Source organism: Streptomyces sp. NBC_01304 (genome assembly GCF_035975855.1).
In the GTDB taxonomy this organism is placed as follows: domain Bacteria; phylum Actinomycetota; class Actinomycetes; order Streptomycetales; family Streptomycetaceae; genus Streptomyces.
Map to the genome: position 1 here is coordinate 7904222 of NZ_CP109055.1, position 22633 is coordinate 7926854.

A 22633-nucleotide genomic window follows, 5' to 3' on the forward strand; every position below is an offset into this window, starting at 1 on the left:
GGACACACCGTCAGATGTGTCCGGGTCCCTCTTTTGCCGCACTCGATGCCCCTCGTACGGGTCACTCGCCGCGCTGGAACTGACGGGCGTTCATACCGTGTGATCATGAATCACTCACCGCGAATCCGCACGGTTGTGAGTTGCACCTCGCTGGTGGTCGCCCTCGGTGCGGGGGCCACGGCCTGCGGCAGCTCCGACGGCCACCCGCTCTCGGCGAAGCCGTACGACGCGGCCGGCCAGATCGCCTTCAACGGCCCTGCCGGGACACAGAAGGCGGATCCGGAGAAGCCCCTGGAGGTGACCGCCCAGGGCAAGCACGGGCGCATCACCGATGTCACGGCCACCGACACCCTCGGCCGCTACGTGGCGGGCGAGCTGTCCGCCGACGGCAAGCGGTGGCACACCACGTCCCCGCTCGCCGCGGGCGCCCACTACACGGTGAAGGTCTCCACCGAGGACGAGGAGGGCTCCCCGGGCCGCAAGCTCCTGAACTTCGAGACCACGGCGGCCAAGAAGGCCCTGAAGGTCGAGTTCGGCCCTGAGTCGGGCACGTACGGCGTCGGACAGCCCGTCACGGCGAAGCTCTCCAAGCCCGTCAAGGGCAAGGAGGCGAGGGCCATCGTCGAGCGCTCCCTGACGGTGCGTTCGGAGCCCGCGACGCAGGGCGCCTGGCACTGGGTGGACAGCGAGACGCTGCACTACCGGCCCAAGGACTACTGGCCGGCCAACGCCAGCATCAATGTGAGCTCGCACCTCGACGGCATCAAGGTCAACGACAAGCTGTGGGGCGGCGAGTCGAAGCCCTTGCAGCTGAAGACCGGTGACCGGATCGAGGCTGTGACGGATGCCTCTTCGCACTACATGACCGTCTACCGCAACGGCGAGGAGATCAACTCCATGCCGGTGACCACCGGCAAGCCCGGCTGGGAGACGCGCAACGGCGTCAAGGTGGTCCTCGGCCTGGAGTACGTGGTCCGGATGACCAGCTCCGCCATCGGCGCCGCGGAGTTCTACGACAAGCAGGTCTACTACGCGACCCGGCTCACCGACAGCGGCGAGTACGTGCACGCCGCGCCCTGGTCGGTCGGCTCGCAGGGCTACGAGAACGTCAGCCACGGCTGCACCGGCATGAGCACGGGCGACGCCGCCTGGTTCTACGAGACGGTCAAGCAGGGCGACTTGGTGAAGGTCATCAACAGCTACGGCGAGGACATGCCGGCCTTCGGCAACGGGCTCGGCGACTGGAACATGCCCTGGAAGGAGTGGCGCGAGGGCAGCACCCTGCTCGCCGGCACCCGGGAGGGCCAGAGCCCCGTCGACATGGCGCGGCTCCGCCCGCAGATCTGAGCCCACCGCGTTCGCCACTGAGCCCGTACGCGCCGAGGAGGCGGTACGGGCTCAGAGGTGTGGTCAACATCCCAAAGGACTTCGGTGAGTCCGGTACGCGGGCGGCTGGGGGCTCAGGCCTCCACGGACAGCCTGCTGCGCAGCAGAGCGGCGAGCGCGGCCGCGAACTCCACGGGCTCGACGGGCAGCGTCACCGCGGCCTCGGCGCGGCTCCAGGTGGCCAGCCAGGCGTCCTGCGGGCGCCCGATGAGCAGCAGCACCGGCGGGGCCTGGAAGATCTCGTCCTTGAGCTGCCGGCACACGCCCATGCCGCCCATGGGCACGGCCTCGCCGTCCAGTACGCAGACGTCGATGCCGCCCTGGTCGAGTTCCTTGAACACCGCCGCCGGAGTCGCGCACTCGATGAACTCGACCTGGGGGACGTCCGCGGCCGGCCTGCGCCCCGTCGCAAGCCGTACCTGCTCGCGGGTGTTGGCGTCGTCGCTGTAGACCAGGACCGTGGCGGTCGGCTGCATGGTTCCTCCGTGACTGCGCTGTCTATCGGGGCGTGCTGGGTCTTGAACCGCTGGCCGGATGCTACTCCGTCCGACACCCCGTCAACACCGGTATGGACAGGCCTTCGATGGGCCATCCGGGCTGGACATGGGGCACGAACACTCCGAACGGCACCCCCCGGAGTGAGGGCGGGATAAGCGACCGACATAATGTCGGTCGTGGCGACAGCAATGACAGTAGACAAGGGTCACGCGCACCCGTCGGTCAATCGACCGAACCTCACCAGCGTCGGAACCATCATCTGGTTGAGCTCCGAGCTGATGTTCTTCGCGGCCCTCTTCGCGATGTACTTCACCCTGCGATCGGTTACGGGTCCCGATCACTGGAAGGAAATGGCCTCGAGCCTGAACTTCCCGTTCTCGGCGACGAACACCACGATCCTGGTGCTCTCCTCGCTCACCTGCCAGCTCGGCGTCTTCGCCGCCGAGCGCGGGGACGTGAAGAAGCTCCGGATGTGGTTCATCGTGACCTTCATCATGGGTTCGATCTTCATCGGAGGTCAGGTCTTCGAGTACACCGAGCTGGTCAAGCACGAGGGTCTCTCGCTCTCGTCCGACCCGTACGGCTCGGTGTTCTATCTGACGACCGGCTTCCACGGCTTGCATGTGACGGGCGGTCTGATCGCCTTCCTGCTGGTTCTCGGCAGGACATACGCGGCCAAGAGGTTCACCCATGACCAGGCAACTGCCGCCATCGTCGTGTCCTACTACTGGCACTTCGTCGATGTCGTCTGGATCGGCCTCTTCGCCACGATCTACATGATCAAGTAATCGGGCCGTCCGCCCGGACACCGGGCAATCGTTCCGAACACAGTCCAGAAGCATCGACGCAGAAGATCCTGACACCGGGGTAATCCGTGAAAAAGCTCTCCGCACGACGACGCCATCCGCTGGCGGCGGTCGTCGTCCTACTCCTCGCGCTGGCGGCCACCGGGGGGCTGTACGCCGCGTTCGCGCCGGCGGACAAGGCGCAGGCCGAAGAAACTTCCCAGTCCCTTGCCATCGACGAGGGCAAGAAGCTCTTCGCCGTCGGCTGCGCCAGCTGCCACGGCACCGGTGGTCAGGGAACCAGTGACGGCCCGAGCCTGGCAGGCGTCGGCGCAGCCGCCGTCGACTTCCAGGTTGCCACCGGCCGGATGCCGGCCCAGCAGCCCGGCGCCCAGGTGCCGAAGAAGAAGAACATCTACTCGCAGGCCCAGATCGACCAGCTCGCGGCGTACATCGCGTCGCTCGGTGCCGGTCCGGCCGTTCCCGAGGAGAAGCAGTACAGCCCCGACGGCGCCGACATCGGCAAGGGTGGCGAGCTGTTCCGCAGCAACTGCGCGCAGTGCCACAACTTCACCGGTGAAGGTGGCGCGCTGACGAACGGCAAGTTCGCGCCCAGCCTCGAGGGTGTGGACCCCAAGCACATCTACGAGGCCATGCAGACGGGCCCGCAGAACATGCCGTCCTTCCCCGACACGACGATGCCGGAGAAGGAGAAGCGGGACATCATCGCGTACCTTGACGCGGTCAATGGCGAGAAGACCGCGAGTCAGGGCGGGCTGAAGCTGGGTGGCCTCGGGCCCGTCAGTGAGGGTCTGTTCGCCTGGATCTTCGGTCTCGGCACGCTGATCGCAGTAGCCGTGTGGGTAGCCGCTCGGACCGCAAAGGCCAAGAAGTCATGAGTAGCCAAGACATTCCAGAAGAGAACCTGCCGAGCGAGCAGGACCAGGCGCACGACCTGGAGAAGCGCGCGGAGAACCCGTTCGCCGACCCCGGGCTGCCGCCCCACGAGCACCGTATCCAGGACATCGACGAGCAGGCCGCCAAGCGCTCCGAGCGCACGGTCGCGTTCCTGTTCACGCTGTCCATGCTGGCCACCGTTGGCTTCATCGCCAGCTACGTGGCCTTCCCGGTAGACAAGATCATCTACGTGTGGCCGATCGGTCACATCAGCGCGCTGAACTTCTTCCTGGGTCTGACCCTGGGCATCGCGCTGTTCTGCATCGGCGCGGGCGCGGTCCACTGGGCCCGCACCCTGATGTCCGACGTGGAGATGACCGACGAGCGGCACGCGATCGCGGCCGAGCCCGAGGTCAAGGCCAAGGTCATGGCCGACTTCAAGGCGGGTGCCGAGGAGTCCGGCTTCGGCCGGCGCAAGCTGATCCGCAACACGATGTTCGGAGCGATGGCCCTGCTGCCGCTCTCCGCCGTCGTCCTGCTGCGCGACCTGGGCCCGCTGCCGGAGGACAAGCTCCGGCACACCCGTTGGGCCAAGGGCAAGATGCTCATGAACATGAACACGAATGAGCCGCTTCGCCCGTCCGACGTCGCGGTCGGTTCGCTGACGTTCGCCATGCCCGAGGGCATGTCGGAGCACGACCACGACTTCCAGACGCAGATCGCCAAGGCCGCCCTGATGATCGTCCGCATTCAGCCGGAGGACATCAAGGACAAGCGCGAGCTCGAGTGGTCGCACGAGGGCATCGTCGCGTACTCCAAGATCTGCACCCACGTGGGCTGCCCGATCTCCCTGTACGAGCAGCAGACGCACCACGTCCTCTGCCCGTGCCACCAGTCCACCTTCGACCTCTCCGACGGCGCCCGAGTCATCTTCGGCCCCGCCGGTCACGCTCTTCCGCAGCTGAAGATCGGCGTGAACGAGGAGGGCTACCTCGAGGCGCACGGCGACTTCGAAGAGCCCGTCGGTCCTGCCTTCTGGGAGCGCGGATGAGCACCAACGAGAACGAGAACAGCAAGCGCAAAGCACCAGCCGGCGAGCGCGTGGCCGACTGGGCGGACGGCCGGCTCGGCATCTACGGCCTGGCCAAGGCCAACATGCGCAAGATCTTCCCGGACCACTGGTCCTTCATGCTGGGCGAGATCTGCCTCTACAGCTTCATCATCATCATCCTCACGGGTGTGTATCTGACGCTGTTCTTCCACCCGTCGATGAACGAGGTGGAGTACCACGGCAGCTACGTCCCGCTGCAGGGACAGCTGATGTCCGAGGCGTTCAACTCGACCATGCACATCTCCTTCGATGTGCGCGGTGGTCTGCTGATCCGGCAGATCCACCACTGGGCGGCGCTGATCTTCCTCGCGGGCATGTTCGTGCACATGATGCGCGTGTTCTTCACGGGCGCGTTCCGCAAGCCGCGTGAGATCAACTGGCTGTTCGGCTTCCTGCTGTTCGTCCTCGGCATGTTCACCGGCTTCACCGGTTACTCGCTCCCGGACGACCTGCTCTCCGGCACCGGTGTCCGCTTCATGCAGGGCGCGATCCTGTCCGTGCCCGTCGTGGGTACGTACCTGTCGATGTTCCTGTTCGGCGGAGAGTTCCCGGGCGGCGACTTCGTGGCCCGGTTCTACTCGGTCCACATCCTGCTGCTGCCGGGCATCATGCTCGGCCTGCTGGTGGCGCACCTGATCCTGGTCTTCTACCACAAGCACACGCAGTTCGCGGGCCCCGGCAAGTCGAACAAGAACGTCGTCGGCATGCCGCTGCTCCCCGTCTACATGGCCAAGGCCGGAGGCTTCTTCTTCCTGGTCTTCGGTGTCATCGCGGTCATCGCGGCGATCGCCTCGATCAACCCGATCTGGGCGCTCGGCCCGTACCGCCCGGACCAGGTGTCCACCGGCGCCCAGCCCGACTGGTACATGGGCTTCGCCGAAGGCCTGATCCGTGTGATGCCGGGCTGGGAGATCAACGCCTGGGGCCACACGCTGGTCCTTGGCGTGATGATCCCGCTGGCGATCTTCCCGCTGGTCCTGGTCGCGCTCGCGGTCTACCCGTTCATCGAGTCCTGGGTCACCGGGGACAAGCGCGAGCACCACATCCTGGACCGTCCGCGCAACGCCCCGACGCGTACCGCGTTCGGCGTCGCCTGGATCACGGCGTACATGATCATGCTCGTCGGTGGTGGAAACGACCTCTGGGCCACGCACTTCCACCTGTCGCTGAACTCGATCACCTGGTTCGTCCGGATCTTCTTCTTCGTCGGACCGGTCATCGCGTTCATCGCCACCAAGCGGATCTGCATGGGTCTGCAGCGGCGCGACAAGGACAAGGTGCTGCACGGACGCGAGTCCGGCATCATCAAGCGCCTGCCGCACGGTGAGTTCATCGAGGTGCACGAGCCGCTCGACGCGGAGAAGCTGCACACCCTCACGGCGCACGAGCAGTACAAGCCGGTCGAGATCGGCCCGACGGTCGACGAGAACGGTGTCGAGCGCAAGGTGAAGGGCACGGAGAAGCTGCGTGCCAAGCTCTCGCAGGGCTACTACGGGGAGGACAACCAGATCCCCAAGCCCACCACCGAGGAGTACAAGGAGATCACCAGTGGCCACGGCCACCACTGATCGCCGCTAGCAGCACCTGCGTCACCCGCAGTACCTGTTCGCCACAGCTCGGGGCCCCGTCCATTCGTTGGACGGGGCCCTTTGCTGTCGCCGGGCGCGGCTAGGCTGAGCGGGACACTTCATGCCGTACGAGACCAGGAGCTGCCATGAGCGCTGCGACCCCCGCTGGAGGCGACCACGCGGCGGGCCGTACCTGGCCCGACGTACTCAACGGCCTGCTCGACGGCCGGGACCAGAGCGCCGACGACACCGCCTGGGCGATGGACCGCATCATGCGCGGCGAGGCGACCGACGCCCAGATCGCCGGGTTCGCGGTGGCGCTCAGGGCCAAGGGCGAGACGGTGCAGGAGATTTCCGGTCTCGTACGCACCATGTACGCGCACGCCCGGACCATCGAGGTGCCCGGGCCGAGCGTCGACATCGTCGGCACCGGCGGGGACGGCGCCAAGACCGTCAACATCTCCACCATGTCCGCGATCGTCGTGGCCGGCACCGGAGCCAAGGTCGTCAAGCACGGCAACCGCGCGGCCTCCAGCGCGAGCGGTGCCTCCGACGTCCTGGAGAAGCTCGGCGTCAATCTGGAGCTCACCCCGCAGCGCGTCGCCGAGGTCGCAGAGGAAGCCGGGATCACCTTCTGCTTCGCGGTGAAGTTCCACCCCGCGCTGCGTCATGTGGCCGCGGCCCGCAAGGAGTTGGGGATCCGGACGACCTTCAACTTCCTCGGCCCGCTGACCAATCCGGCCCGCGTCAAGGCGCAGGCGACCGGCGTCGCCGACGCCCGGATGGCGCCCATCGTCGCCGGAGTGCTCGCCGAACGCGGCTCCAGCGCGCTGGTGTTCCGCGGCGACGACGGCCTGGACGAGCTGACCACGACCGCGACGTCGCGGGTATGGGTCGTGCGGGACGGGGCGGTGCGCGAGGAGGCCTTCGACCCGCGGGACGTGGGGCTCGACATCGTGCCCGTGGACGCGCTTCGGGGCGCGGACGCCTCGTACAACGCGGACGTGGCCCGGCGGTTGCTCGCGGGGGAGACCGGGCCGGTGCGTGAGGCGGTGCTGCTCAACTCGGCGGCGGCGCTCGTCGCCCTGGCGCCGACCGACGCGCCGCTGGCCGAGCAGATCAGGGCCGGTATCGCCAAGGCCGCCGAGGCCATCGACTCGGGGGCTGCCAAGCGGGCGCTGGACCGGTGGGTGGCGGCCAGCAACGCCTGAAACCTCAGCACCGTGTGACGCAGGGCGCAGTCCGGATTATGGACTGCGCCTTGCGCGTGCAAGATCTTCTGGCAAGATGCTGCACAGGTCATGAGTGACAGCGGTTAAGGCCCCGGCCCGCTGTCCGGCAACCCTCCGTCCGTGGCGGGGTGCCCCGGGTGAAGACCAGGCCGTAGGCAGCGAGGTCTGCGGCAAGCGCGGACCCCTGCACACCCTGGGGTCCTGGTCCTCAAGGGAGCAGTCTCGTGAGCAAGCGAATGCGATAGGGCTTTCAAAGCCCCTTTTCCGCACACCCTTTTCTCTCTTCAGTTCCTGCGCCGGCGCGTGGCTCCGCAGCCCCCGGTGCAGCGAATTCGCCTGCCTCACACGGGAGTTCGCCATGTCTGTTTCCACCTCTGCCACCTCCGCTGCCGCCTGCGTCGACTCCGCGGAGCCCGCCTGTGGCGAGCCGCTCGCGGTCCTCGGCCGCGATGTCACCGTCCCGCTTGTCACCGGCGGCGAAGTGACCTACGCGGCGCTCGACTACGCGGCCAGCGCGCCGGCCCTGCAGCGGGTGTGGGACGACGTGGCGGCGTACGCGCCCTACTACGGCAGCGTGCACCGCGGCGCCGGCTACCTCTCGCAGCTCTCCACCGACCTCTTCGAGAACGCCCGCAAGACGATCGAGGAGTTCCTCGGCTGCCGCCCCGGCGACCAGCTCGTCTTCACCCGCTCCACCACCGACTCGCTCAACCTGCTCGCCGCCGCGCTGCCCGCCGACTGCCAGGTCTTCGTCTTCGAGACCGAGCACCACGCCTCGCTGCTGCCCTGGCAGGACGCCCGCGTCACCTACCTGAACGCGCCGCGCACCCCGCAGCAGGCCGTCGAGACGTTGGAGCGCGCGCTCGCCGACCGCGACCCGTACGGCCCGGCGCTCGTGTGCGTCACCGGCGCCTCGAACGTCACCGGCGAGCTGTGGCCCGTCAAGGAACTGGCCGCCGCCGCGCACGCGCACGGCGCCCGGATCGTGCTCGACGCCGCGCAGCTCGCGCCCCACCACCCGGTCTCGGTAAGCGAGTTGGACGTCGACTGGGTCGCCTTCTCCGGCCACAAGATCTACGCGCCCTTCGGCTCCGGCGTCCTCGCGGGCCGTGCCGACTGGCTGCAGGAGGCCGAGCCGTACCTCGCGGGCGGCGGCGCCTCCAAGGCCGTGGCGCGCCGCACCGACGGCGGCGTGGACGTCGAGTGGCACACCACCGCGGCCCGCCACGAGGCCGGTTCGCCGAACGTCATCGGCGCGTACTCCATCGCCTCCGCCTGCAAGGCCCTCACCGAGGCCGGCTTCGACTCGCTCGTGGCGCGCGAGCAGCAGCTCATCGCGAAGGTCCGGGCGGGGCTCGCCGAGGTGCCCGAGGTCAAGGTGCTCTCGCTCTTCGGCGACGACGCGCCGCGCGTCGGCGTCATCTCCTTCGTCGTCGAGGGCTGGAACAGCTCGCACTTCGCTGCCGCGCTCTCCGCGGAGTACGGCATCGGCGTACGCGACGGCCTGTTCTGCGCCCACCCGCTGGTGCGCACCCTGCTCGGCAGCGACCCGCAGGAGCAGGGCGAGTGCGGCGCCCCGGAGGCCGCGCCCGGCGAGAAGTCGCTGAACGCGATCCGCGTGAGCTTCGGCGCGGGCACCCCCGACGAGCACGTCGAGCGTTTCGTGCGCGCCGTCGGTGAGCTCGTCCGCGACGGCGCCCGCTGGAACTACCGCACCGAGGACGGCCGTTGCGTCCCGGACACCTCCGCCTGACGGACCCGAACCGGCCTCAACGCACGGATGCCCCAACGAGTACGACTCGTTGGGGCATCAGTGCGCAGAGGTCAGGAGTCGAGGCCGATCGCGAACGCGGCCTCCAGGTCGTGCTGCGAGTAGGTCCGGAACGAGACATGGGTGTCCGTGGCCTGGACGCCGGGGATCTTGCTGATCTGACCCGGGATGACGTCCGCCAGGTCGTCGTGGGCCGTGACGCGGACCATGGCGATCAGGTCGTACGTACCGGTCACGGAGAACACCTCGCTGACGCTTTCCAGCGAGGAGATCGACTCGGCGATCTCCGGGATCCGGTCGACGCTGGTCTTGATGAGCACGATCGCGGTGATCACGGCTGGCTGTCTCCCTCGGTGGCCGTCCCTTGGACTTTCACTTTAGCCGTACGCAGATACCGCCCCCATGCGTAGAGGAAGCCGAGCGAGAAGCCCGCCAGGTGGGCCAGATAGGCGACACCCGGGCCGCTCGTGGCCCGCTGCGCCGCCAGCCACTGCAGGGCGACCCAGAAGGGCAGCACCAGCCACGCGGGAAAGCGCAGCGGCAGAAAGAAGAGGAAGGGGAACAGGCTCGTGACGCGGGCCTTCGGGAAGAGGTAGAGGAACGCGCCGAGCACCGCCGAGATCGCGCCCGAGGCGCCGACCAGGGTCTGTTCGGAGTCCGCGTTGGCGATGGCGTACACCAGAAGGGCCAGCGCGCCGCAGCCCAGGTAGAAGAGGGCGAATTCGACGTGGCCCATGCGCTGCTCGGTCATCGCCCCGAAGACGTACAGAAAGAGCATGTTGCCGAGCAGATGCAGCCAGCTGCCGTGCACGAACAGGGCGGTGACCGGGGTGAGGGCCGCGCGCGGTGAGCCGGCGAGCAGTTCGGCGGGGATCACGCCCCAGCGCTCGAAGTAGGCGCGCTGGGCGGCCACGAGGTGCTCGCCCGTGCCGTACACGGGGTTGAAGCCGGCGGCGGGGGAGAGCAGGAAGGCGGCACAGCACAGGACGATCAGGCCGTACGTCACCAGGGGGCGCGGCTTATCGATCATGAACAGATCCTGACGTAACGGGACCCATCCGTATAGACCGCCTCGCCGTGCCGGTGGCGTCCATGAGGCGCTTCGGCAGGCCGTAGGGTTACGGGGAGTACCAGCGCTGGAAACCCGATATACAGCGGGTACGGAATACGCGACACAGCGGGTACGGAATACGAGAAAGGCGCACTGCGACCATGACGGTTCCCCTGCCGACCGCCGAGACCCGGTGGCGCTGCACGCTGTGTGGCAATCTCACGCGTTTCGACGTGACGCGGTCCTCCAAGGTGGTGGAGTACGTCCATCTCGACCTGGCCGGAGACCCGAAGGTCGAGGAGCGCGAGGTGGTCAGTGAGACCATCGAGTCGGTGCGCTGCCGCTGGTGCAACGCCATGGACCAGGTGGAACTCGTGGACAGGCCGGGCGCGGGCTCCTGAGGGAGCCGGCCCGCACAGCAAGGGGTGACCGATTGTGGAGGCGGTTCCACAAGGTGGCAGCGGTGAGCCGGCCGCCGGTGCGGCCGACGGCTCCGCCGGGACGCGCGATGCCGTAGCGGCCCCTGGCGCCGCAGAGGTGTCCGATGCCGCGGAGGCGTCCGAGGTCGCAGAGGCGCACGAGGCGTCCGACGCGGCCGAGGCACTCGACCGCCCGCTGCCCGAAGGCGTACGCCGCCGGGTCGTGCAGATCGTCTCGGACGGCTTCGGCGGGCTGACGGTGTCCGAACTGCCCGCGCAGCTGCGCCAGTACGCACGGTTCACCCCCACCAGGCGCCTGAAGTTCGCCGGCAACGCCATGGCGGCGGCCCTGGAGACCGACCCGCTCTTCCGTCAGCGCATCGGCGAACGCCTCAGAGCGGCCCAGTCGGAGCTGACCGGGGCCCTCGACTCCGGTGCGCCGCCGCCGGCCGCGGATCCGCTCGATGTGGCGGCCGCGGCCTATGTGCTGCGCCCGGCCGGCTGGGTCAAGCTCGTGACCGCCGCGGGCGAGGAGGCTCAGCGTGCCGACGCCGAGCGGGTCGGCGAGGAGACCAAGGTCGAGCTGGAGCGGCTGCGCGCCGAACTGGCCGAGGCGCGCGGTCAGACCCGTACCGAGACCGAACGGCTGCGCGCGGAGCTGGAGTCGGTGAAGAAGGAAGCCGAATCGCTTCACCGCAAGCTGCGCGGGGCCCTCAGCGACGCCAAGCGCGGCGAGGCGGCCGCCCGGAAGGCCCTCGCCGAGGTCGAGGCCGTGCGCGCCGAGAGCCAGACCCAGCTGTCGGCCGCCGACAGCGAGACACGACGGCTCAAGGCCCGCCTCAGCGAGGCCGAGGCGGCGCTCGAGGCCAGCCGCAAGGCGGTGCGCGAGGGCCGCTCGATCGAGGACATGCGGGTCCGGCTGCTGCTCGACACGGTGCTCGAGTCGGCCCAGGGGCTGCGCCGCGAACTCGCCCTGCCGCCTGTGTCGGTGCGGCCCGCCGAGACGGTGGACGCGGTCGAGCCGGGGCGGATGAGCCCCAAGGACATCGCGGCCCGCGCCCTGTCCGAGAACGACCCGGCGATCCTGGACCAGCTGCTCGCGCTGCCGCAGGCCCATCTCGTCGTGGACGGCTACAACGTCACCAAGACCGGTTATCCGACCATGCCGTTGGAGAAGCAGCGGCTGCGCCTGCTCGGCTCGCTGTCCGCCCTCGCGGCCCAGACGGGCGCCGAGGTCACCTGTGTCTTCGACGGCGCGGAGCTGGCCGCCCCGGTGCTGCTCGCCCCGCCGCGCGGGGTGCGGGTGCTGTTCTCCAAGGCGGGTGTCACGGCCGACGAGTTGATCCGTCAGCTGGTCCGCGCCGAGCCGCCGGGCCGGCCCGTCACGGTCGTCTCGACCGACCGCGAGGTCGCCGACGGGATCGCGAAGGCGGGGGCGCGACCGGTGGCGTCCGCCGTGCTCCTGAAGCGGCTCACGCGCGGCTGATCAAGCGGCTCACGCGCGGCTGATCAGGTAGCTTCCGTGACGCTAATGGGCAAGTAGTCAACTCCTGGGCGGTATGCCCGATTTCGCGAGACCTTCACGCGACGTAGCGTCAAGTGGTCATCACGGCCTGTGCGTTGTTGGTAAAAGATGCGCCCGGCGGCGAGATTTTTCCCGCCGAGATTTGAACGATCACAACTCGGTCACTAATGTCTGGGCTCGAACCTTCGCTCGGTTGATCACCCATTAGGGGTGGCGGCGAGGGTCCCGCCCACCAGCTCAGCAGACCGGGGCTCGGTAGGCGGCCGAGGAAGAAGGAGCCGCCTTCGTGGCGTCCCACCGTCGACCGAAGCAGCCGAGCCGCACCCGCGTGACCGTGCTCACCGCGACTGCCGCCGCTGCCGTGGCCCTCACCTCGCAGGCCGCGCACGCGGACCCGAAGCCTTCCAAGAAGGAAGTGAAGGCGAAGGTCGACAAGCTCTACGAAGAGGCGGAGCAGGCCACCGAGAAGTACAACGGGGCCAAGGAGCAGCAGGACAAGCTCGAGGACCAGGTCGGCAACCTGCAGGACAAGGTCGCCCGCGGCCAGGACGAGCTCAACACCCTGCGCGACAGCATCGGTTCGCTGGCCAGCGCCCAGTACCGGACCGGCGGCATCGACCCCTCCGTGCAGCTCTTCCTCTCCTCGGACCCGGACACCTTCCTCGACAAGGCCTCCTCGCTCGACCAGCTGACGGGCAAGCAGGCCGAGTCCCTGAAGAAGATCCAGTCCAAGCAGCGCACGCTCGCACAGCAGCGCGCCGAGGCCGCGGACAAGCTCAAGGACCTCGAGGACACCCGCAAGGAACTGGGCGACAAGAAGAAGGAAGTCCAGGGCAAGCTCGCCGAGGCGCAGAAGCTGCTCAACACCCTGACCGCCAAGGAGCGCGCGGCCATGGCCGCCGCCGAGGACCGCGCAAGCCGCGACGCGGGCGACCGGGCCGACCTCGGCAAGGTGGGCACGGGCAAGGGTGTCGCGGGTGACGCCTTCGCCGCTGCCCAGAGCAAGATAGGTACGCCGTACGTCTACGGCGCCACCGGCCCCGGCTCCTTCGACTGCTCCGGCCTCACCTCGTGGGCGTACGGCCAGGCCGGCGCCTCCATACCGCGGACCTCGCAGGCCCAGGCCAACTACGGCACCCGCATATCGCAGAGCCAACTCCAGGTCGGCGACCTGGTGCTCTTCTACGGCGACCTGCACCACGTCGGCCTCTACGCGGGCAACGGCCAGGTGCTGCACGCCCCCAAGCCCGGTGCCAGCGTGCGCTATGAGTCGATCAACAACATGCCGTTCCAGTTCGGCGTCCGCGTCTGACGGACCCACCGGAGTGCGTACGAACCCCCTCGGCTTCCCCGTCGAGGGGGTTTCGTATGCCCGTCAACATGCCCTCCGAACGGGCGAATTCGAGGATCGTGTGCTGACCCCCGGGGCCGCTGCCGACCTGCGTCGACGGCGGGGCGGCCGTTTGTACGCATGCCGGGGTCTTTGGTCGCCTCGTAGTCGTACGGCTACTGTCTGCCGCTGATTCCCCCGAGCTGTCGGGGGACCTGTCAGCGGAAGGGAGCGGCTGCCCGTGGCGTCCCATCGCCGTCCTTCGCAGTCCGCCGGTCTGATCGGCCTCATCGGATCCGACCGGAGCACCCGCGTCACCGTCCTGTCCGCCGCGGCGGCCACCGCCGCGGCCGCGCTCGGCGCCGCACCGGCCACCGCGGACCCGGGTGACACCGCGTCCGAGACCCGGTCCAAGGTGGACCGGCTCTACGAGCAGGCGGAGCGCGCGACCGAGACGTACAACAAGGCCGACGAGCGCGCCGACCAGCTGCGCCGCCAGGTCTCCGCGGCCAAGGACAGCGTGGCCCGCGGGCAGGAGCGCCTCAACACCATGCGGGGCGCGCTCGGTTCGCTCGCCGGGGCCCAGTACCGCTCGGGCGGCATCGACCCGACGCTCGCCCTGATGCTCTCCGAGAACCCGGACAGCTACCTGGCCAAGGCCTCGACCCTGGACCGGATCAGCTCCCGGCACGCCGGTGAACTGGCCGGTCTGCAGCAGGCCCAGCGCATGCTCGACCAGGAGCGCGCCGAGGCGACCCGCAAGCTCGCCGAGCTGGAGCGGTCCCGCACCATGGTCGCGACCCAGAAGCGGTCCGTGGAGCGCAAGCTCGCCGAGGCCCAGCGGCTGCTCAACTCGCTGCCCTCCGAGGCCCGCGCGGCCTACGACCGGGCCTCGCGCTCCGGCCGCCCTGACATGCCCGCGATCGGCGGAGTGCCCTCCTCGGCGCGGGCCGCGGCGGCCATCGCCGCGGCGCGGCAGGCGGTCGGGCGGCCCTACGTGTGGGGCGCGAGCGGGCCCTCCGGCTTCGACTGTTCGGGCCTGACCCAGTGGGCCTACGGCCAGGCGGGCGTCGGCCTGCCGCGCACCTCGCAGGCGCAGCGGTACGCCGGGCAGCAGGTGTCCCTCTCCGAGGCGCAGCCCGGCGACCTCGTGGCGTACCGCGACGACGCCAGCCACATCGGGATGTACATGGGCAACGGCCAAGTGGTCCACGCGCCCTACCCCGGGGCGCCGGTGCGCTACGACCCGGTGGGCATGATGCCGATCTCCTCGGTCACCCGCGTCTGATCGCGAGTCCCCCGCCGATCGGGTCGAACCCCGGCCCGGACCTCGTACGATCGAGCACATGTCTGGCCGGTGGCGGGTGCGTGCAGGAGCAGCAGGGCTCTGTCTGAGCGTCCTGCTGCTCGGCACCTCCTGTTCCGCCGAGAAGCCCCCGGACCGCGATTCCACCGCCGTCCAGCGGCTGCTCGACCGGCGCGCCGACGCGGTGCTCGACCGGGACGGGGCGGCCTACCGGGCCACCGACTCGGGACCCCTGGCCCGCCGCGACGAGGCCTTCGAGAACCTCGAGCAGGTCCCGCTGAGTTCGTGGGACTACCAGCTGGACCACCTGACGCGTAAGGGCACCAGGGCGACGGCCGCGGTCCAGCTCCGCTACCGCCTCGACGGCTACGACCGTGCCCCCGTCGTCGCGTCGCGCACCCTCGATCTGGAGCGCCGTGGCGGCCGCTGGTACGTGGCCGCCGAGCGCCCCGCCGACAAGGCCACGCAGCAGCTGTGGGAGCAGGGCGAGGTGACGGCGGTACGCGGTGAACGCAGCCTCGTCCTCGGCGTCGGCCGTTCCGCGGAGCAGCTGCGCGGCTATGCGGATCTGGCCGACCGTGCGGTGCCCGCCGTGCAGGACGCCTGGGGGCCGGACTGGGCGCGGCGCGTGGTGGTGCTCGTGCCCGGTTCGGTGGACGGGATGGCGGGGCTGCTCGGGGCGTCGGCCGCGAGTTACCAGGGCATCGCCGCGGTGACCACGGGGGAGGCGGGCGGTTCGAACAAGGCCCCCGCGGACCGGATCATCGTCAACCCGGACGCGTACGACGTGCTCGGCGACTTCGGCAAGCAGGTCGTGCTCACCCATGAGACGACCCATGTGGCGACCCGGGCCGCGACCTCCGCCGCGACGCCGCTGTGGCTCTCGGAGGGCTTCGCGGACTGGGTGGGCTACCGGGGTTCGGGCCGCACGGCCGTGCAGGCGGCGCCCGAGCTGCGGCGCGCGGTGCAGCGCGGGGAGGCACCGGACGCGCTGCCGGGGGACGACGACTTCGGGTTCGCCGGGGACGCGGGGAAGCTCGCGCAGGCCTACGAGGGCGGCTGGCTGGCCTGCCGGATGATCGCCGAGCAGTGGGGCGAGCGGCAGTTGATCGACTTCTACCGGGCGGTCGGCGGGCACAAGCGGCGGGCGGGCGCGGTCGAGGGTGCGCTGCGGGACGTGCTGAAGACGTCGCCGGAGAAGTTCCGGGCGCGCTGGCAGGCCTATCTGCGGGCGGAGTTGGGGTCGGGGATCGGCTGAGGCCCGGGTCTCAGGATTCCAGCGTGGCGATCGCTTCGGTGAGCCACTTCTTCTCGGCGTTCCCGGTCGCTCTGGCGATCCGCAGCATGCCCTGCCGGAAGAGGTCGGGCTCGTCCTCGGCGCGTACCGGCCTGCCCTCCTCGTAGAAGAAGCTGGCCGGCGCGTTCAGGAACTCCTGGCGGCGGCGCAGGACCGCGGCCTGCTCGGCCCGTGACGGGAGGTGGCCGAGGAAGGCGAGCAGCGTGAAGAAGCGCTGGCCGTCGGTGATGTCGGCGTCCTTGGGGTGGCGCAGGTGGTCGAGGAGGGCGGCCCTGCCGGCATCGGTGAGGGAGAGGATGCGGCGGGGCGCCGCGCCGGTGCCCGGCTCGGTGCGCTGGTCGAGCTTGCCCGCCTTCACCAGGCGGGTCAGGGCCGGGTAGAGGGCGCCGTCGCTGACCGGGCGGACGTGGCCGCTGAGGCCTTGGATGCGGGCCTTCAACTCGTATCCGTGCAGGGGGTGTTCGTACAGGAAGCCCAGGATCGTCAGCTCCAGCACTCGTCGCGCCTCCCTCTTCTCGGCCTTGTCGGCGGCGTACCGGCATGATACCTCTGTTCGTGGTACCTCGAATCGAGGTATCGGGTGACGAGGGGGAGTCATGACAGGTGCCGAGCACCGCAAGCGGCTTGTCGCGCTGGCGTATCCGGTCTACTTCGAGCTCCTCGCGGGGGTCGCCGCCGGGATCATCAACATGGTCTGGGTGGCCCGGCTCGGCGGCCCGTCCGTCGCCGCGGTGGCGGTCGCGACGAACGTGGAGAACCTGCTGCTCGGGGTGGCCCTGATCGCCGCCTCGGGCACGACCGTGCTGGTCGCGCGGGCGCGCGGGGCGGGCGATCCCGGGGCGCTGCGCTCGGCGGTGCGCGGCGGCTGGGTGCTGTGCGGCGTGCTCGCGCCGGTCGTGGCCTGCGGCGGGTTCCTGGTGCGGGAGCCGCTCGCCCGGCTCGTGCTCGGGGGATCGGCGGGGCCCGAAGTGGCGCTCGTGGCCGGGTACTTCGCGATCTCGCTGCCGGGCATGGCCGTGTACTTCGCGCAGATCCAGCTCGACGGCGTGCTCAAGGGGGCGGGCGACACCCGGACGCCGATGCGGCTCGCGTTCCTGGCCAACGGGCTGATCCTGGTGCTCGATCCGCTGCTGATCCAGGCGTACGGCATCCGGGGCGCGGCCCTCGCCACCGTGATCGGCCGGGCGGTGGCGCTGTGCGCGGGGATCCTGGTGCTGCGCAGGCGGGGGCTGCTGCGGGTGGGGCGCGGGGGCTTCGCGGCGGCGCGCCGGACGCTGCGGACCGGGCTGCTGCTGGGGGCCGACTTCCTGGTGCGGATGGCGGCGACGCTCGCGCTGGTCGGGGTCGTGGGGCGGCTCGGGGCCACGTCCTTGGCCGCGTACGGGATCGCGACCAAGGCGATGTACGTCGCCACGATGGCGTTCTACGCGGTGCGGCAGGCGGCGTCCCTCCACACCGCGCACACACTCGGGGCCGGCCGCGACGAGCGGCGGGCCATCGGGCGACAGGTCCTGACGGTGTCCGGCGCGCTGGGTGTCGGAGCGGCGGGGCTGCTACTGGTGGGCGCGCCCGTGGTGCTGCGGGCCTTCGGGGCGGCGCCCGAAGTGGCCGGGGCGGGGGCGGTGTTCCTGCGCTGCCTGGGCCCGTACCTGATCCTGCTGTCCTGCTTCATCGCGCTCGGCGGCGTCTTCGAGGGCAGCGGCAGGGGTCCGGCGCTGCTGCGGATCACCGTGCTCGGGGCGGTGCTCCAACTCCCGCTCGCGTACGCCCTGTCGGGGCTCGGGCTGCCCGGGGTGTGCCTGGCGATGGCGCTCGCGATGGCCGTCCAGTGCGCCGCACTGGGGCTCCTGCTGCGGCGCGTCCCGCGTCAGGAGCCGAGCAGGGCGCTGTCCCGGGCGGCCTGAGCGGGCACCCGGCGCTCGCTCAGGCGCGGCTCGGTGACCGTCTGCCGCCACAGGGTGCGGCAGGCGATCAGGGCCGCGGCGGCCAGGAGCCCGTTGCGTACGAGCAGAAGCGTGACGCCCAGCGGATCGCTGACCGCCACGTGCGAGAAGAAGAGCGGGAACTCCAGGAACGTCACCGCGGTGGCACCCAGGACCAGGACCGCCGGCCGCGTCATCCGCCCGGCCCGGAACGTCAGGCACACCGCCGCGAGCCCCACCAGCCACAGCAGGTACTGCGGGCTGATCACCCGGCTCGTGGCGGTGAACAGCAGCACCGCCGCGAACGCCGCGTCGCACGGCGTGCTCGGCGCCCACGCCCGCGCCCTGAGCCGCCACAGCAGCAGCCAGCCGAAGGCGAGCACCGAAAGGCCCTGGGCGAGGGCGCTCACCAACGGGACGTACGGGCCGAGGAATTCCACCGAGCCGTAGTTGAGCTGCATCCAGCCCTGCCAGCCGAAGTGCCGCGCGACGTGGAACACCAGGGCGCCCAGGGACTCGACCTCGGTGCCCCGGTCCCGCTGGAAGTCCAGGAAGGCGAGCGCCCCCGGCATCGCCGCCGTGAAGGCGACGAGCAGGCCACCCGCCGTCGCGGCCGCCACCACCCAGGACCGGCGCGTGGCCCGCCCCTGTGGCGTGCCGATCAGGAGCAGCACCGGCCACATCTTGAGCAGCGCCCCGAACCCCGCGAGCGCCCCCATCGTGCGGGCCCGGCGGGCGCCCGCGAGCAGGCCCAGGACCGCGACCGCCGTGACCAGCAGGTCGTACCGCGCATAGGCCGTCGGCCCGAGCAGCGGCACGCCCCCGACCCAGACCCAGGCGCCCGTCCGCTGCTTGCCGGGGCGCCCGCCCGCGTACCGGAGGAAGCCGAGGACGGCGGCGTCGCACAGGAGGGTGAGGACGAAGAAGGCGGACGTGTAGGCGAGGAACGGCAGCGCGCCCGGGGCGAGCACGGCGAGCGCGGCCGCCGGCGGGTACTGCCAGGTGACGTCGTCGAGCGGGAACGTTCCTGTGCGCAGGATCTCGAACCAGCCCTGGTAGATGACCTCGACATCGCTGGTGACGTCCGGGCCCGGGAGCGTGAACACCTTGAAGACGCAGAGCAGCAACAGGGCTCTGGTGGCGACCCACGTCGCGAGGATCCCGCTGTCCGCTGTATCGAGCCTTACGCCCCTTGCGCCCGCCATGAGTTACCTCGTCCGATTAGTACGCGCTTGGCGGACGTCATGATGCCGGGGACCCCTCGGCGTCGGCGTGAGGCGCGGCCGTTGGGTGCCGTCCGCTGCCGCCCGGTACTGTCGGTGGCGATGCACAAGACCCTGATCGTGACCAACGACTTCCCGCCCCGCCCCGGCGGCATCCAGGCCTTCCTGCACAACATGGCGCTGCGCCTGGACCCCGAGCAGTTCGTCGTCTACGCCTCCACCTGGAAGCGCAGCCGCGAGGGCGTCGAGGCGACCCGTGCCTTCGACGCGGAGCAGCCCTTCACCGTCGTGCGCGACCGCACGACCATGCTGCTTCCGACGCCCCGTGTCACGCGTCGGGCCGTGGGGCTGCTCAAGGAACACGGCTGTACGTCGGTGTGGTTCGGGGCGGCCGCGCCGCTCGGCCTGATGGCGCCCGCGCTGCGCAAGGCGGGCGCGACGCGGCTCGTCGCCACCACGCACGGGCACGAGGCGGGCTGGGCGCAGCTGCCCGCGGCCCGGCAACTCCTGCGCCGGATCGGCGAGTCGACCGACACCATCACCTATCTCGGCGAGTACACGCGGTCCCGGATCGCCTCGGCACTCAGCCCTGAGGCTGCCGCGCGGATGGCCCAACTGCCGCCCGGCGTGGACGAGAAGACCTTCCACCCGGGGTCGGGCGGCGCCGAGGTGCGGGAGCGGCTCGGGCTCAGCGACCGGCCCGTGGTGGTGTGTGTGTCCCGCCTTGTGCCGCGCAAGGGGCAGGACACGTTGATCGAGGCGATGCCGGCGATCCTTGCCGAGGTGCCGGACGCGGTGCTCTTGATCGTCGGCGGCGGGCCGTACGAGAACGACCTGCGCAAGCTGGCCGCCGAGACGGGAGTCGCCGACTCGGTCCGCTTCACCGGGTCGGTGCCCTGGGCGGAGCTGCCCGCGCACTACGGCGCCGGTGACGTCTTCGCCATGCCCTGCCGTACGCGCCGTGGCGGGCTCGACGTCGAGGGGCTCGGCATCGTCTACCTGGAGGCGTCCGCGACCGGGCTGCCCGTGGTCGCCGGTGACTCGGGCGGGGCGCCGGACGCGGTGCTCGACGGGGAGACCGGCTGGGTGGTGCGCGGCGGACACCCCGAGGAGTCCGCGGAGCGGATCGTGGCCCTGCTGGGGGACCCGGAGCTGCGCAAGCGGATGGGGGAGCGGGGCCGGGAGTGGGTCGAGGAGAAGTGGCGCTGGGATCTGCTGGCCGAGCGCTTGAAGGAGCTGCTTTAGCCCTGTGCGAGGCGCTGCCTCAGCCATGCGTAAGGGGCTCACGCCAATGGCGTGAGCCCCTTACTGCGTTCAGCCTCGGTACTGGGGGATCAGCCTCGGTATCGGGGGATCAGCCGCGGTAGAGCGCCTCGACCTCATCCGCGTAATCCTTCGCCACCACATTCCGCTTGAGCTTCAGAGACGGTGTGAGGTGGCCGGACTCCTCCGTGAACTGCGAGGCCAGGATGCGGAATTTGCGTACCGACTCCGCCTTGGACACCGCGGCGTTCCCGTCGTCGATCGCGCTCTGGACGGTGGCAAGCAGCTCCGGGTCGTCGCGCAGCTCGACCGCCGTGGTCCCCGACTTGCCGTGCTCGGCGGCCCAGCGCTCCAGGAACTCCTCGTCCAGGGTGACCAGGGCGCCGACGAACGGCCGTCCGTCGCCGACCACCATGCACTCGGCGACCAGCGCGTGCGCGCGGATGCGGTCCTCGATCACCGCGGGGGCGACGTTCTTGCCGCCGGCGGTGACGATGATCTCCTTCTTGCGGCCGGTGATCGCGAGGTAGCCGTCCTCGTCGAGCGTGCCGATGTCCCCGGTGTGGAACCAGCCGTCGGCCAGCGCTTCCGCCGTCGCCGCCTCGTTGTTCCAGTAGCCCTTGAACAGGTGCTCGCCGTGCAGCAGCACCTCGCCGTCGTCGGCGATCCGCACCACGGAGCCGGGCAGCGGCTGCCCGACCGTGCCGATCTTCTGCCGGTCCCACGGGTTGAACGCCGTGGCCGCACAGGACTCGGTCAGGCCGTAGCCCTCCAGGACGGTGAAGCCGATGCCGCGGAAGAAGTGCCCGAGCCGCTCACCCAGCGGCGCACCACCGGAGATCGCGTACTCGCCACGGCCGCCGAGCACCGCGCGCAGCTTGCTGTAGACGAGCTTGTCGAACGTCTTGTACTTGAGCTTCAGGCCGAAGGACGGGCCCGAGGGGGTGTCGAGCGCGCGGCTGTACGCGATCGCCGTGTCCGCCGCCTTGTCGAAGATCTTGCCCTTGCCGTCGGCCTGCGCCTTGGCGCGCGCCGAGTTGTAGACCTTCTCGAAGACGCGCGGCACACCGAGGATCAACGTCGGCCGGAAGGAGGCCAGTTCATCGGTGAGGTTCTTGATGTCCGGTACGTGCCCGAGCTTGATCGGCGCCATCATCGGAGCCACCTGCACCAGGCGGCCGAAGACGTGCGCGAGCGGCAGGAAGAGCAGCACCGAGCACTCGCCAGTACGGAACAGCGGGCGCAGGCGCTCCACGATGTTGCCGCACTCCGCGAAGAAGCTGCGGTGGGTCAGCACACAGCCCTTGGGGCGGCCCGTGGTGCCCGAGGTGTAGACGATCGTCGCCGGGTCGTCGGCCTTCGCGAGGGAGCCGCGCTCCTCGACCGTCTCGTCGCCGACGTCCGCGCCGAGGCGCCGCAGCTCCTCGATCGCGCCGGGGCCGTCGTGCGTCTCGATCTGCCAGACGTTCTTCAGTGCGGGCAGCCGGTCGTGCACCGAGGCGACCGCCGCGGCGTGCGCGTCCAGCTCCACCAGGCAGGCCACCGCGCCCGAGTCGCCGAGGATCCACTGGACCTGCTCCGCCGAGCTGGTCTCGTACACCGGAACCGTGACCGCGCCCGCACTCCAGATCGCGAAGTCGAGCAGCGTCCACTCGTAGCGGGTGCGGGACATCAGGCCGATCCGGTCGCCCGGCTGGACACCGGAGGCGATCAGGCCCTTGGCCGCGGCATGCACCTCGGCGAGGAAGGCCTTGGCGGAGACGTCCTGCCAAGTGCCGTTCACCTTGCGGCCGATCACGGCCACTTCCGGGTGGTGCGCGGCATTGCGGCGGACGATGTCGGTCAGATTGCCGTCCGCGGGGACCTCGTACAGGGCCGGAAGGCTGAACTCGCGCAAGACTGCTGCTCCTCATAGGGCGCCGGCGCCACGACTCTGTGTGATGCGACGGTGCGGTCCAAGATCGGGCAGGTACTCAGGCTCCCTGAACCGCTTCCCGAAACAGGGCTGAGCACTATGGACTGCTCGGACGTTACCCACCGGTACTGCTT

Annotated in this window: 20 protein-coding genes and 1 riboswitch; of the genes, 14 read left to right on the forward strand and 6 right to left on the reverse strand. The window is 70.1% G+C overall.

The features are described 5' to 3' along the window. Positions 1 to 105: 105 nt before the first annotated feature. Entirely contained in the window at positions 106 to 1347 is a 1242-nt protein-coding gene (locus OG430_RS35105) for a L,D-transpeptidase (RefSeq protein WP_327356674.1), read from the forward strand. Positions 1348 to 1460: 113 nt separating this feature from the next. On the opposite strand, the gene OG430_RS35110 is transcribed toward OG430_RS35105, so the two are convergent. Beyond that, entirely contained in the window at positions 1461 to 1862 is a 402-nt protein-coding gene (locus tag OG430_RS35110) for a hypothetical protein (RefSeq protein WP_327356675.1), read from the reverse strand. A gap of 189 nt (positions 1863 to 2051) precedes the next feature. On the opposite strand from OG430_RS35110, the gene ctaE reads away from it, so the two are divergent. From ctaE to OG430_RS35140, 6 genes are all read left to right on the forward strand, one after another. Further along, positions 2052 to 2672, forward strand: coding sequence for an aa3-type cytochrome oxidase subunit III (gene ctaE, locus OG430_RS35115; protein WP_327356676.1), 621 nt, complete (start codon positions 2052 to 2054; stop codon positions 2670 to 2672). An 86-nt stretch (positions 2673 to 2758) separates the two neighbouring features. After that, the gene (qcrC, locus tag OG430_RS35120) at positions 2759 to 3568 is read left to right on the forward strand and encodes a cytochrome bc1 complex diheme cytochrome c subunit (RefSeq protein ID WP_327356677.1); all 810 of its coding nucleotides are present in this window, start codon (positions 2759 to 2761) and stop codon (positions 3566 to 3568) included. Continuing rightward, entirely contained in the window at positions 3565 to 4617 is a 1053-nt protein-coding gene (qcrA, locus tag OG430_RS35125; protein WP_327356678.1) for a cytochrome bc1 complex Rieske iron-sulfur subunit, read from the forward strand. Before qcrC ends, qcrA begins: the two co-directional genes overlap by 4 nt. Beyond that, positions 4614 to 6245: a cytochrome bc1 complex cytochrome b subunit gene (gene qcrB / locus OG430_RS35130; RefSeq protein ID WP_327356679.1), complete on the forward strand. Its 1632-nt coding sequence runs from the start codon at positions 4614 to 4616 to the stop codon at positions 6243 to 6245. The genes qcrA and qcrB overlap by 4 nt, the downstream gene beginning before the upstream one ends. Positions 6246 to 6391: 146 nt before the next feature. Next, the gene (gene trpD / locus OG430_RS35135; protein WP_327356680.1) at positions 6392 to 7456 is read left to right on the forward strand and encodes an anthranilate phosphoribosyltransferase; all 1065 of its coding nucleotides are present in this window, start codon (positions 6392 to 6394) and stop codon (positions 7454 to 7456) included. Between the two features lie 86 nt (positions 7457 to 7542). Further along, positions 7543 to 7660: riboswitch (SAM riboswitch) on the forward strand. Between the two features lie 175 nt (positions 7661 to 7835). Next, on the forward strand, positions 7836 to 9230 hold the full coding sequence (locus tag OG430_RS35140; protein ID WP_327356681.1) for an aminotransferase class V-fold PLP-dependent enzyme: 1395 nt from the start codon (positions 7836 to 7838) through the stop codon (positions 9228 to 9230). A 71-nt stretch (positions 9231 to 9301) separates the two neighbouring features. Here OG430_RS35140 and OG430_RS35145 read toward each other — a convergent pair whose 3' ends face one another. Next, positions 9302 to 9583 (reverse strand): Lrp/AsnC family transcriptional regulator, encoded by a 282-nt coding sequence (locus OG430_RS35145; protein ID WP_327356682.1) that lies wholly within the window; start codon positions 9581 to 9583, stop codon positions 9302 to 9304. Then, entirely contained in the window at positions 9580 to 10278 is a 699-nt protein-coding gene (locus tag OG430_RS35150; RefSeq protein WP_327356683.1) for a rhomboid family intramembrane serine protease, read from the reverse strand. Before OG430_RS35150 ends, OG430_RS35145 begins: the two co-directional genes overlap by 4 nt. Before the next feature lie 182 nt (positions 10279 to 10460). Here OG430_RS35150 and OG430_RS35155 point away from each other — a divergent pair, with 182 nt between their 5' ends. The 5 genes from OG430_RS35155 to OG430_RS35175 all read left to right on the forward strand — a co-directional run bounded on the left by OG430_RS35155 (position 10461) and on the right by OG430_RS35175 (position 16137). Then, complete coding sequence (locus OG430_RS35155) at positions 10461 to 10700, forward strand: hypothetical protein (protein ID WP_327356684.1); 240 nt, start codon at positions 10461 to 10463, stop codon at positions 10698 to 10700. 136 nt (positions 10701 to 10836) lie between these two features. Then, on the forward strand, positions 10837 to 12204 hold the full coding sequence (locus tag OG430_RS35160; RefSeq protein ID WP_327359358.1) for an NYN domain-containing protein: 1368 nt from the start codon (positions 10837 to 10839) through the stop codon (positions 12202 to 12204). Positions 12205 to 12529: 325 nt separating this feature from the next. Then, positions 12530 to 13555 (forward strand): C40 family peptidase, encoded by a 1026-nt coding sequence (locus OG430_RS35165; protein ID WP_327356685.1) that lies wholly within the window; start codon positions 12530 to 12532, stop codon positions 13553 to 13555. Between the two features lie 259 nt (positions 13556 to 13814). Continuing rightward, a complete protein-coding gene (locus OG430_RS35170) occupies positions 13815 to 14861 on the forward strand; it encodes an NlpC/P60 family protein (RefSeq protein ID WP_442816611.1) in 1047 nt (348 codons plus the stop codon). Positions 14862 to 14919: 58 nt separating this feature from the next. Further along, entirely contained in the window at positions 14920 to 16137 is a 1218-nt protein-coding gene (locus OG430_RS35175; protein ID WP_327356686.1) for a hypothetical protein, read from the forward strand. A gap of 10 nt (positions 16138 to 16147) precedes the next feature. Here OG430_RS35175 and OG430_RS35180 read toward each other — a convergent pair whose 3' ends face one another. Continuing rightward, complete coding sequence (locus OG430_RS35180) at positions 16148 to 16672, reverse strand: PadR family transcriptional regulator (RefSeq protein ID WP_327356687.1); 525 nt, start codon at positions 16670 to 16672, stop codon at positions 16148 to 16150. Between the two features lie 100 nt (positions 16673 to 16772). Between OG430_RS35180 and OG430_RS35185 the strand changes: the two genes are divergently transcribed. Beyond that, positions 16773 to 18080, forward strand: a complete 1308-nt coding sequence (locus OG430_RS35185) for an MATE family efflux transporter (protein WP_327356688.1) — start codon at positions 16773 to 16775, stop codon at positions 18078 to 18080. Here the strand turns inward: OG430_RS35185 and OG430_RS35190 are convergent. Further along, positions 18044 to 19303, reverse strand: coding sequence for a glycosyltransferase 87 family protein (locus OG430_RS35190; RefSeq protein WP_327356689.1), 1260 nt, complete (start codon positions 19301 to 19303; stop codon positions 18044 to 18046). The genes OG430_RS35185 and OG430_RS35190 overlap by 37 nt on opposite strands. A gap of 120 nt (positions 19304 to 19423) precedes the next feature. On the opposite strand from OG430_RS35190, the gene OG430_RS35195 reads away from it, so the two are divergent. After that, on the forward strand, positions 19424 to 20566 hold the full coding sequence (locus OG430_RS35195) for a glycosyltransferase family 4 protein (RefSeq protein ID WP_327356690.1): 1143 nt from the start codon (positions 19424 to 19426) through the stop codon (positions 20564 to 20566). Between the two features lie 109 nt (positions 20567 to 20675). Here OG430_RS35195 and OG430_RS35200 read toward each other — a convergent pair whose 3' ends face one another. Continuing rightward, positions 20676 to 22481 carry an AMP-dependent synthetase/ligase gene (locus OG430_RS35200; RefSeq protein ID WP_327356691.1) on the reverse strand — a complete coding sequence of 602 codons (1806 nt, stop codon included), beginning with the start codon at positions 22479 to 22481 and terminating at the stop codon, positions 20676 to 20678. Positions 22482 to 22633 lie beyond the last annotated feature (152 nt).

Excerpts from the sequence above, each read along its gene's own strand:
- qcrA (WP_327356678.1), top strand. The coding sequence starts at position 3,565 with ATGAGTAGCCAAGACATTCCAGAAGAGAACCTGCCGAGCGAGCAGGAC.
- OG430_RS35150 (WP_327356683.1), bottom strand. The coding sequence starts at position 10,278 with ATGATCGATAAGCCGCGCCCCCTGGTGACGTACGGCCTGATCGTCCTG.
- OG430_RS35110 (WP_327356675.1), bottom strand. The coding sequence starts at position 1,862 with ATGCAGCCGACCGCCACGGTCCTGGTCTACAGCGACGACGCCAACACC.
- OG430_RS35190 (WP_327356689.1), bottom strand. The coding sequence starts at position 19,303 with ATGGCGGGCGCAAGGGGCGTAAGGCTCGATACAGCGGACAGCGGGATC.
- OG430_RS35155 (WP_327356684.1), top strand. The coding sequence starts at position 10,461 with ATGACGGTTCCCCTGCCGACCGCCGAGACCCGGTGGCGCTGCACGCTG.
- OG430_RS35185 (WP_327356688.1), top strand. The coding sequence starts at position 16,773 with ATGACAGGTGCCGAGCACCGCAAGCGGCTTGTCGCGCTGGCGTATCCG.
- OG430_RS35195 (WP_327356690.1), top strand. The coding sequence starts at position 19,424 with ATGCACAAGACCCTGATCGTGACCAACGACTTCCCGCCCCGCCCCGGC.
- ctaE (WP_327356676.1), top strand. The coding sequence starts at position 2,052 with ATGTCGGTCGTGGCGACAGCAATGACAGTAGACAAGGGTCACGCGCAC.
- trpD (WP_327356680.1), top strand. The coding sequence starts at position 6,392 with ATGAGCGCTGCGACCCCCGCTGGAGGCGACCACGCGGCGGGCCGTACC.
- OG430_RS35140 (WP_327356681.1), top strand. The coding sequence starts at position 7,836 with ATGTCTGTTTCCACCTCTGCCACCTCCGCTGCCGCCTGCGTCGACTCC.
- qcrB (WP_327356679.1), top strand. The coding sequence starts at position 4,614 with ATGAGCACCAACGAGAACGAGAACAGCAAGCGCAAAGCACCAGCCGGC.
- OG430_RS35105 (WP_327356674.1), top strand. The coding sequence starts at position 106 with ATGAATCACTCACCGCGAATCCGCACGGTTGTGAGTTGCACCTCGCTG.
- OG430_RS35175 (WP_327356686.1), top strand. The coding sequence starts at position 14,920 with ATGTCTGGCCGGTGGCGGGTGCGTGCAGGAGCAGCAGGGCTCTGTCTG.